Source organism: Crossiella sp. S99.2 (assembly GCF_023094165.1).
Classification (GTDB): Bacteria; Actinomycetota; Actinomycetes; order Mycobacteriales; family Pseudonocardiaceae; genus Crossiella.
This window is the reverse complement of record NZ_JALMDK010000023.1, coordinates 46474-63601: the sequence shown is the minus strand read 5'-3', so window position 1 is coordinate 63601 and position 17128 is coordinate 46474. Positions and strand designations below refer to the sequence as shown.

Annotated in this window: 2 protein-coding genes; both read right to left on the bottom strand. The window is 72.8% G+C overall.

The genetic code is table 11. From position 1 onward, the window contains the following. Positions 1–59: 59 nt before the first annotated feature. Positions 60–9587, bottom strand: coding sequence for a non-ribosomal peptide synthetase (locus MZC64_RS45230; protein WP_247765754.1), 9528 nt, complete (start codon positions 9585–9587; stop codon positions 60–62). Next, entirely contained in the window at positions 9584–17101 is a 7518-nt protein-coding gene (locus tag MZC64_RS45225; protein ID WP_247765752.1) for a non-ribosomal peptide synthetase, read from the bottom strand. Before MZC64_RS45225 ends, MZC64_RS45230 begins: the two co-directional genes overlap by 4 nt. Between the last annotated feature and the right edge of the window lie 27 nt (positions 17102–17128).

The window sequence follows — 17128 nt, the reverse complement described above, 5'->3', positions numbered from 1 at the left end:
AACCCTAAACGACGAGTTCGGTTCCGCGATCACGGGACGGTCCGCTGGCGGTAACGGAATTACTGCACTTGCCCAGCCCCGTTCCGCTCCAGTGCGGCGGTGAGCACCGGCCCGAACGCGGCGACCGCGTCGGGGGAGAGCAGCTCGTCGTGCGGGTAGGGCAGCTCCTGGTCCTCGATCCGGCCGGTGGCCAGCGCGGTCCAGTTCGCTGCGCCGGTGCCGGCGGATCCCTTGGCGCTGAACAACACCAGCGGTCCCGAGTAGACCGGGTAGCCGGTTTCGGGCAGCAGCCGGTCGTGGGTGGTCCAGGCCCGGATGAGTGCCTCGGTGGTCTGCTCGTCGGCGGTCAGGCGCAGGCGGTCCCGGATCTGCCCGGCGGAGAGGGGTTCGTCCGGGGGCAGGGCCGGGTCGGCTGGCTGGGCGTCCAACACCGCGAGGAGGGCCACGTCCGCGCCGTCGGCCTGGAGCAGGCCGGCGATGGCGTGCGCGAGCTGACCGCCGAAGGACCAGCCGAGCAGGTGGTACGGGCCGCTGGGCTGCACGGTCCGGATCCGGCGCAGGTGTTCGCGGGCCAGCGCGTCGAAGCTCGGCACGTCCTCGCCCGTCACCACCGGGGACTGGAGGCCGTAGAGCGGCCGGTCCGCGTCCAGGTGCGGCACCAGCGCGGCGTAGGGCCAGGCCAGGCCGAAGCCGGGGTGGATGGCGAACAGCGGTGGCTGGGCGCCTTCGGGGTGCAGGGCCAGCAGTGGGGCCAGCGCCGGGTCGGCGCCGTCGGCAGACCCGAGCCGGTCGGCCAGCGCGGCCACGGTGGGCGCGGCCATCACCGCGCCGACCGAGACGCCCTCGACGCCGCTGGCCCGGATCCGGCTGACCAGTTGCATGGCCAGCAGCGAGTGGCCGCCCAGCTCGAAGAAGCTGTCGTCCACGCCGACCCTGGGCACGCCGAGCACCTCGGCGAAGACCTGGCACAGCACGGCTTCCCGCTCGGTGCGCGGTCCCCGGCTGGACACCTTGGCGCCCAGGTCGGGGGCGGGCAGCGCGGCCCGGTCGAGCTTGCCGTTGACGGTCAGCGGCAGCGCGTCCATGGCCACGAACGCCGAGGGCACCATGTATCCGGGCAGGCGCTGCCCGGCCCACTCGCGCAGTTCCTCCGCTGTTGCCGTGCCGACGATGTAGGCGACCAGGAGTTTGACGCCGGGCAGGTCGGTGTCGGCGGCGATCACCGCGACCTGCCGGACACCGGGGTGTTCGGCCAGGGTGGTGTCGATCTCGCCGATTTCCACCCGGTAGCCGCGGATCTTGACCTGGTCGTCGGTGCGGCCCAGGTAGTCGATGGTGCCGTCCTGGCACCAGCGCACCAGGTCGCCGGTGCGGTAAAGCCGGTCACCGGGCGCGCCGAAGGGGTTGGCGATGAAGCGGTCCGCGGTCAGCGCGGCCCGGTCCAGGTAACCGCGGGCCAGGCCGATGCCGGCGATGTACAGCTCGCCCGCCACCCCGGGCGGGACCGGGCGCAGGTACTCGTCGAGCACGTGCGCGGTGGTGTTGAAGATCGGGCGGCCGACGGTGGGGGTGTCCCGGTCGGTGGTGCCGCCGCCGAGGGTGTTGATGGTGTATTCGGTTGGGCCGTAAAGGTTGTAGCCCAGCACGCCGGGGGTGTCCCTGAGCGTTTCCCACACCTGGTTGGACACGGCCTCGCCGCCGAGCAGCACGAGCACGGGGCGGTGGCCGGGGTTCTCGTCGAGCAGGCCGTTGTCGATGAGCTGCTGGCAGTAGGTCGGCGTCACGTTGATGACGTCGATGGCGTGCTGGTCGCAGTAGGCGGTGAGGGCTTCGGCGTCGCGGCGCAGTTCCTCGTCGCAGACGTGCACCTCGTGGCCTTCGACCAGCCACAGGAGTTCTTCCCAGGACATGTCGAAGGAGAAGGACACGGTGTGCGCGATGCGCAGTCGCCGTCCGGCCTCGGCCACCACCGGGTCGAAGATCTCGGCGCGGTGGTTGAACTGCATGTTGGTCAGGCCGCGGTAAGGCGTGAGCACGCCCTTGGGTTTGCCGGTGGAGCCGGAGGTGTAGATGACGTAGGCCGGGTGTTCCAGGCGGTGCGGGTCGGTGCGGTGGAAGCCGCGGCGTTCGGTGTCGGCGAGATCGTTGCCGGGCAAGGAATCCAGCTCGGCCGCGGCCGCGTCCAGCAGCACCGTGGGGGCCGAGGTCGCGGGCAGGGTGGCGGCGACCTCGGTGGTGCTGACCAGGCAGACCGCCTTGGCGTCGGCGAGCATGAACGCCAGCCGCTCGGCCGGGTAGTCCAGGTCAAGCGGCAGGTAGGCGGCGCCGGTCTTGAGCACCGCGAACAGGGTGGCCACCATGTCCGCCGAGCGCGGCAGGCCAAGGGCCACCACGGTTTCCGGTCCGGCGCCGCGACTGACGAGCAGCCGGGCGATCCGGTTGGCGCGCTCGTTCAGTTCGGTGTAGTTCCAGCGGATCTCACCGGGCAGGTCCGGATTGGCGACCAGGGCGGGCGCGTCCGGGGTGCGGGCGGCCTGCTGTTCGAGCAGGTCGGCGATGGTGAGCGCGGGGATCTCGCGTTCGGTCCGGTTCCAGGCGTCCAGGCGGGCCCCGGCCGCGCCGAGCACGTCCAGTTCGCTCATCCGCACGTCCGGCCGGGCCACGGCCTGTTCGAGCAGGTCGAGCAGCCGGTCCAGCAGGTTGGCCGCGGTGGTCCAGTCGAACAGGTCGGCCGCGTACTCCACGTCCAGGCCCATGCCGTCGGTGTCCGTGCCGTAGTCGCGCAGCACGAAGTCCAGGTCGAACTTGGCGGTCGGCGGGTCGAACCGGCCCTCGGTCACGGTCAGGCCGGGGAAGATCGCCGCGCCGGTGCCCTGGTTCTGGTAGCCGACCATCACCTGGAACAGCGGGTTGCGGGAGAGCGTGCGGGTCGGGTTGAGCGTTTCGACCAGGCGCTCGAAGGGCACGTCGGCGTGGCTGAGCCCGGCCAGGTCGGTGCGCCGGACCCGGTCCAGCAACTCGGTGAAGCTGGGGTTGCCGCTGACGTCGGCCCGGATGACCAGGGTGTTGACGAAGAACCCGATCAGGTCGTTGAGCGCTTCCTCGTCCCGGCCGGCCACCGGGCTGCCCAGCGGGATGTCGGTGCCCGCGCCGAGCCGGTGCAGCAGGGCCGCGACCGCGGTCTGGAACAGCATGAACACGGTGGCGTCCTGGCCGCGGGCGAGTTGCCGCAACCGCACCGCCAGGTCCGGGCCGATCTCCCGCTGGATGGTCTCGCCGCGGAAACTGGCCACCGCCGGGCGGGGCCGGTCGGTGGGCAGGGACAGCTCCTCGGGGATGCCCTCCAGTTCCCGCCGCCAGTAGCCCAACTGCTTGGCCTGCAAGCTTTTCGGGTCGTCCGGCGCGCCGAGCAGGGCGCGCTGCCACAGCGCGTAGTCCGCGTACTGCACCGGCAGCGGGGTCAGCTCCGGGGCCCGGCCGTCGTGCCGGGCGGCGTAGGCGGCGGTGAGGTCCTCGACGAAGGGCCGCAGCGACCACTCGTCGAAGGCGATGTGGTGGAACACGGCCAGCAGCACCGAGTCGGCCGGGCCGAGGGTGAGCACGGCCAGCCGGATCGGGTGGTCGGCGGCCAGATCGAAGGGCACCGCGATGGCCGCGGCCACCGCGGCGTCCAGCTCGGCCTCGGCCACCGCGGTCACGGTGACCTCCGGGGTGATCTCCGCGACCGGCCGGATCCGCTGGTACGGCAGGCCTTCGTGGGTCTCGATCACCGTGCGCAGGCTCTCGTGCCTGGCCAGCACATCGGCGAAGGCCGCGCGCAGGGCGGGCAGATCCAGCTCGCCGTGCAGCCGGACGCCGGTGGGCACGGTGTAGGCGCTGCCCGCGGTGTCCATGTGGTCCAGCAGCCAGAGCCGTTGCTGGGCGAAGGAGAGCGGGATCCGCTCGGGGCGGGCGCCCGCGGTGAGCACCGGCTGGACGATCGCGGGTGCGCTGTCCAGGGCCTTGGCGGCGAGTTCGGCCACGGTGGGGCAGGTGAACAGGTCCCGGATGGCCAGGTCCACGTCGAGTCCGGTGCGGGCCTTGCCGATCAGCCGGGCGGCCAGCAGCGAATGCCCGCCCAGGTCGAAGAAGTTGTCCGCCACGCCGACCTTGGGCACGCCGAGCACCTGGGCGAACAGCTCGCACAGGGCTTCCTCGGTGGGGTTGGCCGGTGGCCGTCCGCCGCCGGCGCCCGCCGCGAGGTCGGGGCTGGGCAGGGCGCGGCGGTCGAGCTTTCCGTTGGTGGTCAACGGAAGTCGTTCCATCGTGATCAGGGCGGCGGGCACCATGTAGTCGGGCAGCACGGCCTTGAGGTGGTCGCGGACCCTGGCCACCAGGCCGGAGTTGTCCCTGGCCGCGGACGGGTTGTTGGCGTAGCCGGACAGCGCGGAGTTGCGGGCCCTGGTCGGGGCGTAGGCGCCCAGCAGGATTTCGTCCTGGGCCAGGGTGAACACCGCGTCGTAGCTGCCGTCGGTGGTGTCGGACCAGGTGAGCAGCAGCCGGTGCCCGGACTGGGCGGCCAGTTCGTGCAGGGCCTCGGGTTCGACACCCACGCTGGTCTTCGGATTGAGCAGGCTGCGTGCGCCGGTGACCGGAGATCCGGCCTCCAGCGCGCGTTGCGCGGCGACCTCGGCGGTGAGCCGGGCGTTGGGGATGCGGGTGATCCGCAGCGAGTCCGGGCGGTCGGCCAGCCGGGCGGCCAGGTCGAGCGCGCCGTCCCATGGCAGCGCCGGACCGTCCACAAGGGACAGTGTATCCGCGCCTGCCTTGCGCAGCACCACGTCGTAGCGGTGCCGGGACAGCTCGTTGTGCATGTGCCCGCGCTTGATCCGCAGATCCACCCCCGCGAGGGTGGGCAGGTGGTCGCCGAGGGCGGTGAAGTAGTCCGGGTCGACCAGGAGTTCCTTCTCCAGCAGCACGGCGCGTTCGATCGCCTTGCGCAGCGCGGCCTCGTCGGTGCGTTCGTCGGCGCGGCCGAGCTGGATGGCGGTGTGGAAGGTGCGGGCCAGCCGCAGGTTGCGCACATCGCCGACGAACAGCGCGCCGCCGGGGGCCAGGAGGTCCAGTGCCTTGCCGATGACCTCGGTGAGGTAGTCGATGTTCGGGAAGTACTGGATCACCGAGTTGATCACGATGGTGTCGAAGTGCCCGGCGGGCAGGCCGTCGGTGTCGTGTGCGGGCCGGCAGCTCAGTTCGATCTTGGCGGCCAGTTCCGGGTCGGCCAGGAGGTCGTGGCCGAGTTTGTCGATGACCGGGGCGGCGAAGTCGCAGGCCCAGTAGGACTCGGTGTCGCGGGCCAGGCCGGAGAGCAGCAGGCCGGTGCCGACGCCGATTTCCAGCAGCCGCTTGGGTTTCAGCTCGCGGATGCGGTCTAGGGTGGCGGCCCGCCACTCGCTCATGTCGGTGAACGGGATGGGGTCGCCGTCGTAGCTGCTGTCCCAGCCCGCGTAGTCCTCGTCGAAGACCGCGGTGGGGATCTCAGTGTACTCGTCGCTGTAGATCTGGTTCCACTCGGCGATCTGTTCGGCCTCGACCTCCGAGCGGGCCTCGTCCCCGCTGACCTCGGCGGGCACCAGATAGCCGAGAAGTCGTTTCACCCCAGGCAGATCGGTGTCCGCCGCGATGACCGCGGCCTGGGCGACCTCGGGGTGCGCGGCCAGCGCGCTCTCCACCTCGCCGATCTCCACCCGGTAGCCGCGGATCTTGACCTGGTCGTCGGTGCGGCCGAGGAAGTCCAGGTTGCCGTCCTGGCGTTCGCGCACCAGGTCGCCGGTGCGGTACATGCGTTCGCCGGTGGCGCCGTAGGGGTCGGCGATGAAGCGGTCGGCGGTGAGGCTGGGGCGTTTGAGGTAGCCGCGGGCCAGGCCGACGCCGGAGATGTACAGCTCGCCGGGCACACCGACCGGCACCGGCCGCAGGTAGGCGTCCAGGATGTAGGCGCGGGTGTTCCAGATGGCCTTGCCGACCGTGGAGGTCGCGCTGTCCTCGGTGCCGCCGCCGAGGGTGTTGATGGTGTATTCGGTTGGGCCGTACAGGTTGTAGCCGAGCACGCCGGGGGTGTCGCGGAGTGCGGTCCAGACCTGTTCGGACACGGCCTCGCCGCCGAGCAGCACGAGCACCGGGCGGTGGCCGGGGTTTTCCTCCAGCAGGCCGTTGTCGATGAGCTGCTGGCAGTAGGTGGGCGTGACGTTGATGACGTCGATGGCGTGCTTGTCGCAGTAGGCGGTCAGCGCGAGGGCGTCCCGGCGCATGTCCTCGGTGAGCACGTGCACCTCGTGGCCTTCGACCAGCCAGAGCAGTTCTTCCCAGGACATGTCGAAGGAGAAGGACACGGTGTGCGCGATCCGCAGCCGCCGCCCGGCCGCCTCGACCACCGGGTCGAAGATGGCCACCCGGTGGTTGAACTGCATGTTGGTCAGGCCGCGGTACGGGGTGGCCACGCCCTTGGGCTTGCCGGTGGAGCCGGAGGTGTAGATCACGTAGGCCGGGTGTTCCAGCCGCCATGGGTCGGTGCGGTTGAATCCACGGCGCTCGGCGTCGGCGAGATCGTTGCCGGGCAAGGATTCCAGCTCGGCGGTGATCTCCGGCGAGTCCAGCAGCACGTGCGGGACCTCGGTGTGCGGCAGCGTCGGGTCGACGTCCACAGTGGACAGCACGCACAGCGGCACGGTGTCGGTGAGCATGAACTCCAGCCGGTCGGCCGGGTAGTCCAGATCCAGGGGCAGGTAGGCGGCGCCGGTCTTGAGCACCGCGAACAACGCGGCCACCATGTCCGAGGACCGCGGCAGGCCAAGGGCCACCACGGTTTCCGGCCCGGCGCCATGCTGGACCAGCCAGCGCGCGATCCGGTTGGCCCGCTCGTTCAGCTCCGCGTAGGTGTGCCGGACCTGCCCGAAGACCAGCGCGGTCGCCTCGGGCGTGCGCGCGGCCTGCTGCTCCAGCATGTCCGCGATGGTGGTGTCCGGCACCGGGTTCGCGGTGTGGTCCCAGCCCTGGCGCAGGTGGGTCAGCTCGTCCGGCAGCAGCACGTCCAGCGCCGAGCACGTGGTGTCCGGCGCTTCGACGAGCGTGCGCAGGATCTGCACGTAGCGGGCCACGACCCGATTGATCTCGGTGGCGGCGAACAGGTCCTCGCGGAACATCGCGCGGACCACGGTGCCCTCACCAGGGTCGACCACCATGGTCAGGGGGTAGTGCGTCGCGTCGCGGATCTCCTGGCCGATGACCCGCAGCGCGTGATCCGGGCCGAAGGTCTGCTCCCGGTCCGGCCGGGGCACGTTGCGGAAGACGAACAGGGTGTCGAACAGCGTGGGGTGGCCCGCCATCCGCTGCAGCTCGGCCAGGTTCAGGTAGGGGTAGTCGAAGAGCTGGGCCTTGCTCCACTGCACCGAGGCCAGCACCTCGCCGATGGTGGCCTCGGCGGTGGCGGTGACCCTGGTCGGCACGGTGTTGAACAGCACGCCGACGGTGGTCTCGATCCCCTCCACATCGGGGTGGCGGCCGGAGACGAGGGTGCCGAAGACGACGTCCTGCCGACCGGTCAGCCGGCCCAGCAGCAGCGCCCAGGCCGTCTCGTACAGCGTGCTGGTGGTGATGCCCAGCTCCCGGCAGCGGGCCTGCAACCCGGTCACCAGCGCGGCGGGCAGCGCGACGGACAGCTCGCCGTTGGCGGTCAGCTCAGCACGCAGGTCGGCGGCCGGCGCCAGCAGGGTGGGTTCGTCGATGCCCGCCAGCGCGCGCTGCCAGGCCGACCGGGCGGCGGCGAGGTCCTGGCCGCCGAGCCAGTCGAGGTAGGTGCGGAAGGAGGTGACCGGACTGCGTTCCTCGGCCACGGCGTCGGTGTAGAACTTGAGCAGGGACAGCAACATCTTGCCGGAGGCCCAGCCGTCCAACAGGATGAGCTGGGAGGTCATGATCAGCCGGTGGCTGTCCGCGCCGAGCTGGGCCAGGCCGAAGCGGATCAACGGCGGCTCGGTCCGGACGAAGCCGCGTGTCCGCTGCGCGGCGGCGAACTCGTCGAAGGCGGCGTCCGCGCCCGCGGTGGCTACCGCCGAGGTCAGGTCGGCGTAGTCGAACGGGACCTCGAAGCGTTCCGGCACCACCTGGATGGTGGTGTCCTCGACCGTGACGAAGGCCGCGGTGAGGTTCGGGTACTTCACCAGGGTGCGCCGCACCGCCTCGGCGAAGGCGGCGACCTCGACCGGGCCGCGCAGGTCCAGCACGACCTGGCGCAGGTAGACGTTCTGGTCGTCGCCGTCAAGCATGAGGTGGAAGAGCAGCCCCTCCTGCATCGGCGACATCGGCAGCACCTCGGCGATCCCGGCGCCGTCGAGCGCACTGGCCACCGCGTCCCGCTGGGCCGAGGACAGCGGATCCGGCTGCCCCGGCGTCGCTTCGGCCAGTGCCCGGCCCACCGTGGCGAGCAGCCGGTCCCCGTCCAGTCCGGGCAGGGCCGAACTGTGCCAGCTGATCGAGGTGTGCACCCTGGCGTGGGCGGGGTCGAACCAGACGCCGAACCGCAGCAGGTACCGGTCTGAGGCCGGGCCGCCCGCCGCGGGCAGCGGGTGGTCGCCGAGGTCGGTGACGCCGTGCTCCAGCAGGATCGCGGCCGCCCGCACCTCGTCGAAGGCGGCGGCGGTCTGCGCGCTGAGGTGCTTCGCGACGCCGTACTCGGTCGCGGCGCCCGGCTCGATCGCCAGTGCCTCGGCCACGGTCGCCGGTGCGGCCAGGTTCGCCGCGGTGAGCAGCACCGGGTGCACCCGGCGCAGATCGCCGACGGTGCGGGCGAACCTGGCCCGGCCGCCGTCGCGGCCGGACTCGGCGAGGTCGAACAGGATCCCGTCCGCGGGCTCGCCGACCACCTCGGTCAGCGCGGTGACCATCGCCGAGACGGCGGCCGCGCGCGGATCCCCGGCGGGCCGCAGCGGCAGCACCGCCCCGGCGCCGAGCCACTGCCCGTCGGCCGGGACGTCCTCGGCAGCCCAGGGGGCGGGCAGGTCGAGTTCGTCGACCTGGTCGGCCAGCACCAGCCACGGTTCGATCCGGTCGGCCAGCGCGGGATCGGCCGCGAGCCGGTCCAGTTCGGCCCGGTACTCCCGCACCGGGGCTCCGGTCCCGGCCGCGCCGTCGGCCAGCAGGGCACGCAGGTCGTCGAGCAGGATCTGCCAGGACGGGCCGTCGACCACGGTCTCCGCGGCGGCGAGCACCAGCAGGTCCTCGGCGCCACGGCGGAGGCAGAGCGCGGCCAGGCCGGTGGTGTGTGCCAGCCGGGCGCCGAGCCGGTCGGCCGCCTCGGTGATCGCCTCCGCCGCGGTGTCCGCACCGGATTCGACCACCCCGGCCCAGATCGGGGCGGCGCCGAGCGCGTCATGGGCGGCCACCAGTGCGGTGACCGCGGCCAGCGTGCCTGCCTCGGCACCGCCAGCCGGGAGCGAGAGCACCCTGACCCCGACCGGGACGGGGGAACCGGGGAACGCCTCGGCCCACCAGCATTCGGTGGCGCTGGGCGCGAGCTGGTCCGTGCCGGACTGCCTGGATGTGGTGCTCAACTCTGCTGCTCCGATGCGGTCGTAGTGGTCACTGCCTCGTGCCAGAGGTCCAGAAGTTCGCGCAACCTGCCGGGGTCGACGCTCTCGTCGCCGGTCAGGCGCAGCACCCAGATCCCGGGGCCAGGGGTGTAGGCCGCCTCGACCGGCCAGCCCGGATAGGGCGCGGAGTCCGGGCTCGCCGCCCGCAACAGCACCTGGCCGCTGGGCGCGTCCGCCAGCGCCTTGCCCGCCCGGCCGGTGTGCCGGACGGTGGGGTAGCCGAGGCCGCGCTCGTCCCAGCCGTCCAGATCAGCGCCCCGCTCGTCGAAGGCGAGTGGGTAGACCACCGACAGCGGGCCTGCCGTGGCGCTGAGATCGCCGGTGGGCTGCTTGGCCAGTCGCCGGGGGTCCGCCATCCGGTCCACGAGTTGCGGGGTGCCAGCCGGGACCGCGCCCCACCGGCGCAGCGCGGTGAGGAACCCGGCCACCAGCTGCTCCTCCTCTGCGGGGCGCGCGAGGGTGACGGTGTGCCGGGTGATCGCCCCGCCGGTCCGGCCGGTCCGGGCCGCAGCCGGGATCGCGCCGGTGGTCTCCAGGATCGCGGTGCGCCACAACTCCAGCGCCGCCGCCTGCTGCGCGGCCAGTTCGGTCAGGTGCTCGGTCCAGCCCTGGAAGCTGCCTGCCGAGGGCAGTTCGGCGCGCGGACCGTCCTGGAGCAAGATGACCAGCTCGTCCGCGAGCAGTTCCAGCGAGGCCGGATCGGCCGCCAGTCCGTGCGCGAGCAGCAGCAGCCGGTGCGGTCGGCCGGTCAGCAGGGTGACCCGGAAGACCTCGCCCGCGCCGATGTCGATCGCGGCTGCGGCGGCCGTGTGCGCCGCCTCGGCCTCGGTCGCCGTCGCCGGCACGCTGAGCACGCGGTGCCCGCTGGGCAGCAGGTGGGCTCGCCACAGCCGGCGGTTGCCGGTGTCCACGACCAGGCCGAGCGCGTCGTGCCGGTTGGTGACGATCCGGATGGCCTCGGCGAGGCGGCCCGGATCGGCGCCGGGCGGTAGTTCCCTGGTGGTGGACACGACGAACTCGTCGACCCCGAGTCCGCTGGCGCGCAGCCAGTGCACCAGTGGGGGCAGCGCGATCGGGACCGGAGTCCCGGCCTCGGCCGAGAGCTCGGGCTCGGCCGCCGCGACCGCCGCGGCGATCCGGGCGATTGTCTGGTGCTGGAAGACGTCCTTGACCCCGACCGGGATCCCGGCCCGCCGGGCGATGGCCGCCGTCCGCGCCGCGCTGATGCTGTCGCCGCCGAGGGCGAAGAACCCCTCGTCGATCCCGAAGCCGGTGGCGCCCAGCACCTCCGCGAACACCTCGTGCAGCGCCCGCTCGGTCGCGGTGCCCGGCTCCCGGTACGCGTCGGCGGCTCGCGGTGTGGCCGGTTCGGGCAGCGCGGCCCGGTCGACCTTGCCGTTGGCGGTCAGCGGGAGCCGCTCCAGCGGCACCAGCACGGCGGGCACCAGGTGCTCCGGCAACCGGTCGGTCAGCTGCCGCAGGAGTGCGTCCAGGTCCAGCCGGGAGCCGGTGCGCGGGACCAGGTAGCCGACCAGCCGGGCGCCGCTCTGTCCTTTGTGCACGGTCACGACGGCCTCGGCCACGCCGGGCTGCTCGCGCAGCACCGCCGCGGTCTCACCCGGCTCGATCCGCACGCCGCGGATCTTGACCTGGTGGTCGGTGCGGCCGATGAAGTCCAGCGCGCCGTCCGCCCGCCGCCGGACCAGGTCGCCGGTGCGGTACAACCGGCTGCCCGCCGGTCCGTGCGGATCGGCGATGAACCGTTCCGCCGTGCCCGCCGGGCGGTTCAGGTAGCCCTGGGCCAGTCCCGCGCCTGCCAGGTACAGCTCTCCCGGCACGCCGACGGGGACCGGGCGCAGCGCGTCGTCCAGCACATGGCAGCGGGTGTTCCACAGCGGCAGGCCGATCGGGACCTTCGGCTCGGTGGAATCGCGGTCATGACGCCAGAAGGTGACGTCGATGGTCGCCTCGGCCGGGCCGTACATGTTGTAGATCGCGGCGCCGAGCAGGTCGCCGGCGCGCCGGGCCAGGCTCGCCGGCAGTGCCTCGCCGCCGCAGAACACCCGGCGCAGCGAGGTGCAGCCGGCCGCGGCGGGCTCGGCGAGGAATGCCTCCAGCATCGGCGGCACGAAGTGCAGGGTGGTGACCGAGCGCGCCGTGATCAACCGGGCCAGGTACTCCGGGTCCCGGTGACCGTCCGGCCGGGCCACCACCACCGCGGCGCCCTCGGCCAGCGCCCAGAAGAACTCCCAGCCCGAGACGTCGAAGCCGACCGGTGTCTTGTGCAGGACGCGGTCCTCGGCCCGCAGACCGTGGTGGTCCTGCAGCCAGGCGAGCAGGTTCACCACCGCGCCGTGCGGCACCACCACCCCCTTCGGCCTGCCGGTGGATCCGGAGGTGTGGATCACGTAGGCCGGGTGGTCGCGGGTCAGCGTGGTGGTCCGGTCCGCGTTGGTGAGCGCGGTGGCGGGCAACGCGGCCAGCCTGGTCGCGGTCGCCGGATCGTCGAGCCGGACCAGGCCGGGATGCCCGGCGAAGGCCGCCGCGGACTCGCCCGCCGCGACCACCGCGACCACGTCGGCCGCCGCGGCCATGTCGAGGCGGCGCCGCGGTGGGTGCCCGGGGTCCAGGGCCAGGTAGGCCGCACCGGTCTTGAGCACCGCGAACAGTGCGGTGAACAACTCGACCGAACGGGGCAACTCGATCGCGACCACCGCACCGGGCCCAGCGCCGTGCGTGCGCAGCAGCCGGGCCAGCCGGTTGGCCTCGGTGTGCAGCGCCCGGTAGCTGACCTCGGTGTCCTCGAACAGCACCGCGGTGGCCTCGGGGGAGCGGCCTGCCTGTGCCTCCAGGCGGTCCACCAGCGTCCCCGCCGGGATCTCTCGCGCGGTGTCGTTCCACCCCTGGTCCAGGCCTGCTCGCTCCGCGGGCAGCAGGATGTCCACAGTGGACAGACGCTGATCCGGGCCGGCGAGCACCTGGCGGAGCAGGAGTCGCAGCCGTTCGGCCAGCTCGGTCACCAGCTCGTGGTCGAACAGGTCGGTGCTGTACACGATGGTGCCGTGCACGCCGTCCTGCTCGGTCTCGCCCAGATGCACGCTCATGTCGAACTTGACCGAGCCGGTGGCCGGCAGGAATGGCTCCGCGGCGACACCGGGCAGCCGGAGCGGGTCGCCGCCGTCCTGGCGGGGCACCAGCATCACCTGGAACAGCGGCGAACGGGCCAGGGAACGTTCCGGGCGCAGCCGTTCGACCACCCAGTCGAAGGGCACGTCGGCGTGCTCGTAGGCGGCCAGGTCGGTCTCCCGCACCCTGGCCAGCAACTCGGTGAAGCTGGGATCGCCGCCCAGATCGGTCCGCAGCACCAGGGTGTTGGCGAACATGCCGATCAACCCGTGCAGGTCGGGGTCGGTCCGGCCGGCGATCGGTACGCCGAGCGGGATGTCCGTGCCCGCGCCGAGCTTGTGCAGCAGGGCGGCCACCGCCGCGTGCAGCACCATGAACACGCTGCCGCCGGTGCGCCCGGCCAGCTCCCTGGCCGCGAGCAGCATTTCGTGTGGGAGGCGGAAGTCCAGCAGGTTGCCACGGTGGCTGGCCACCGCGGGGCGCGGGCGGGAGGTGGGCAGGGTCAGCTCCGCGGGCGATCCGGCGAGCTGCCGTTCCCAGTAGTCGAGCTGAGCCGCGGCCGGCGTGCCGGGTTCCGTGCGGTCGCCCAGCACGGCCCGGTGCCAGCCGGTGTAGTCCGCGTACTGCACCGGCAGCGGCGGCAGGTCCGGGCGCGAACCCGTGGTGCGGGCCTGGTAGCCGTGGGCCAGCTCGGCGAACAGCGGCCCGAACGACCAGTCGTCGGCCGCGGTGTGGTGCAGCAGCACGAGCAGCACCACCTCCTCGGCCGCGGTCCGGAAGAGAGTGGCCCGCACCGGCAGTTCGGTCGCCACCAGGAACGGCCGCGCGGCGTCCTGCTCGAGCTGGGACCGCAGTTCGGCCTCCGGCCAGTCGCGGGCGTCGACCTGGGTTGGCCGCCAGTGGGCGAGCGCCTCCTCGGCGGGCAGGATCCGTTGCTGGGGCAGGCCCTCCGGGCCCTCCACCAGGAGGGTGCGCAGGGTCTCGTGCCTGCGTAGCAGGTCGGTCAGCGAGCCGGTGAGCGCGTCCAGGTCCACCGGGCCGCGCAGTCGGATTCCCCGGGAGATGGTGTAGGTGGCCGAGGGACCGTGCAACCGCTCCTCGAACCACATGCCCAGCGCCGCGAACGAGGCCGGCACGGGTTCGGTGCGGGCGATCTCGCGTACCGCGGGCCTGCCGGAGCCGGTCGTCGCCACCAGGGCGGCGAGCGAGCGGACGGATCGGGCCTCGAACACCTGCTTGAGCGTCAGTTCGGCGCCCAGCTCGGCCCTGACCCGGCTCACCAGGCGAGTGGCCAGCAGCGAATGCCCGCCCAGGGCGAAGAAATCGTCCTCGATGCCCACCGCGGGCACCCCGAGCAGTTCGGCGAACAGCCCGCACAGCAGCCGTTCCCGGTCGTCGCGGGCTTCGCCGCCCGCACTGGCGGCCTCGGGCGCGGGCAGCGCGGCGCGGTCGAGTTTTCCGCTGGGGGACAACGGGATCGCGGGCAGTTCGACCAGAACCGCCGGTACCAGGTGGCTCGGCAGGTGATCCGCGAGTCGGTCGCGCAGGCCCTCGGTGGAGCCGACCACGTAGCCGACCAGGCGGGTCTCGCCGCCGATCTCGCGGGCCACCACCACCGCGTCGTCCACAGTGGACTCCACGCGCAGGACCGCCTCGATCTCACCTGGTTCCACCCGGAAACCGCGGATCTTGATCTGCTGGTCGGCGCGGCCGAGGAACTCCAGCACCCCGTCCGCGCGGCGGCGCACCAGGTCGCCGGTGCGGTACAGGCGGCTGCCGGGTGGGCCGAAGGGGTTGGGCAGGAAGCGTTCCGCGGTGCGGGCCGGTGCGCCCAGGTAGCCGCGGGCCAGGCCGTGGCCCGCCAGGTACAGCTCGCCGGGCACGCCGAGCGGACTGGGCTGGAAACCGTGGTCGAGCACGTAGGCCTGGGTGTTGGCCACCGGGGTGCCGATCGGCACCGGACCGGTCGCACCCGGCCGGTGGGTCTGGGCGAGGCTGTCGCCCGCGGCCTCGGAGCAGCCGTACAGGTTGACCACCCTGGCCTGGGGCCAGCGGGCGGCGACCGCGTCGGCCAGCGCGGCGGGCAGGGCCTCGCCGCTGGTGATCCAGGTGCGCACCGAGTCCAGCGCGCCGGGCGGGGCGATGTCGAGCAGGGTGGCGAGCAGGCTCGGCACCACGGTGACCAGCTCGATCCGCTGCTCGTCGACGAGCTGGACCAGCCGGGCCGGATCGGCGGCGGTGGCCGCGTCGGCCAGCACCACGGTGGCCCCGGCGACCAGCGCGCCGAGCAGTTCGGTGGAGCCGTCGATGAAGCTGAGCGGGCTCTTGGCCACCCGGACCCGGTCCTGGGTCAGCGCCCGGCCCCAGGCCAGCCGGTTGGCCAGCGCGAGCTGGGTGCCCTGCACGGCCTTGGGGCGGCCGGTGGAGCCGGAGGTGAAGATCACGTACGCCGGGTGCTCGGCCGAGGGGCGGCGGGGTGGTTCGCTGGAACCGTTGTCCGCCAAGGAGAACACCTGCTCCGGCGGCAGTCCCGCGGTCGCGGCGAACCCGGGTTCGCACAGCACCAGGTGCGGGGCCGCGTCGGTGAGCATGAGCGTGATCCGCTCGGCCGGGTAGGCCAGGTCGATCGGCAGGTAGGCCGCGCCGGAGCGGACGATCGCCAGCAACGCCACCACCAGCTCGGCCGAGCGGGGCAGCGCGAGCGCGATCGTGCGTTCCGGGCCCGCGCCGCGAGCCGCCAGCCGCGCGGCGAGTCGCTCCGCGCGCTCGGCCAGTTGCCGGTAGCTGAGCCGGTCCGCGCCGAAGACCAGCGCGGTGGCCTCCGGGGTCCGCTCAGCCTGGTCGAGGAACTGTTCGGCCACCGAACGCCAGTCCGCCCCGGCCGCGGTGTTGTTGAAGCCCTCGACCAGCGCGGTCCGCTCCTCGGGCCCGAGCAGGTCGAGACGGCTGATCGGAGTGTCCGGAGTGGACAGTGCGGCGGTCAGCAGGTGTTCCAGGTGGCCGAGCAGGCGGGTGATCCGGTCGGCGGTGAACAACTCGGTGCGGTAGGTGGCCTCGAACAGCAGGGTGTCCTCGGTGAGGATGGCCTGCAGGCCAAGGTCGGTCTGGGTGGTGCCGTTGTCCACGTGCCGCCAGCTCGCCCGCACGCCGGGCAGGTCCAGGGTCAGGATCTCCCCGGCGATGAAGGCCAGCACCACGTCGAACAGCGGGGCGTGGCCGGGTGCCCGGCGCGGGCGCACCGCGTCCAGCAGGCTGTCGAAGGGCAGCGACTGGTGCGCGAAAGCCTCGCGGGTGCCGGTGCGCACCCGGTCCAGCAGCTCGCGGAAGTCCGGTTCGCCGGCCAGATCGGTGCGCAGCACCAGGGTGTTGCCGAAGTTGCCGACCAGGTGTGCCAGCTCAGCCTGCTCGCGGCTGGTGGCCACGGTGCCGAGCGCGAGGTCGGTGGCGCCGGTGTAGCGGTGCAGCAGCGCGCTGGTCGCGGCCAGCAGCACCATGAACGGGGTCACGTTCTCCCGGGCGGCGAACTCGCGAAGTCGTTGCGGCAGCGCGGAATCGAACCGGCGGACGATCAGGTGACCCGCTTCGGCCTGCTGGGCAGGGCGCGGGTGGTCGGTGGGCAGGTCCAGCGGCTCAGGGGTCGGGGTGAGCCGCTCGCGCCAGAACGTCAGATCCGCCTCGGGGGCCTGCCAGGTGGTGCGCTGCCAGGCGGCGAAGTCGGCGTACTGCACCGCCGGGGCGGGCACCTGGGCCGCGCGGTAGCGGGCGGCCAGCTCGCCGAAGAGACCGTGCCAGGTCAGCCCGTCGCAGGCGATGTGGTGCACCACCAGCACCAGCGCGTGCTCCCGCGCGCCCAGCCGGAGCAGCACCGCGCGCAGCGAGTCCTCAGCGCTCAGGTCGAAGGGCGCCGCGGCGAACTCGGCCGCCGCCGCGTCCGCGGCCGCCTCCAGGTCCGCCGAACCGGTCAGCTCGTGCGCGGACAGTGTGAAACTGCTCTCCTCGGCGACGACCTGATGCGCCGATCCGTCGGCCTCGGCGAGGTAGCGGGTGCGCAGGATCTCCTGGTTCCGGACCAGCTCGCCCAGCGCCCGCCCCAGCGCCGCCTCGTCCAGTTCGCCGGAGAGCCGGATGAGCATGGCGACGTTGTACGCGGCGCTGTCCGGCCGGCTCTGCTGGTGCACCCACATGCTCTGCTGGGCAAAGGACAATGGCGTGCGCGCCGAACGATCCCGGGGCTTGATCCGGTCGGGCGCGACGTCCTCGGCGATGCCCGCTTTGGCCATGAGCTGGCGCATCAGAGCGCGCCGCTTGGCTGCGGCGGCGTCGTCCCGCGCGCCCGGTTCGTTCGTCATCAGTCGTTGTCCTCGGAGAGCGCGGAG

Coding starts and splice junctions, on each gene's coding strand:
- MZC64_RS45225 (WP_247765752.1), bottom strand. CDS start 17,101: ATGACGAACGAACCGGGCGCGCGGGACGACGCCGCCGCAGCCAAGCGG.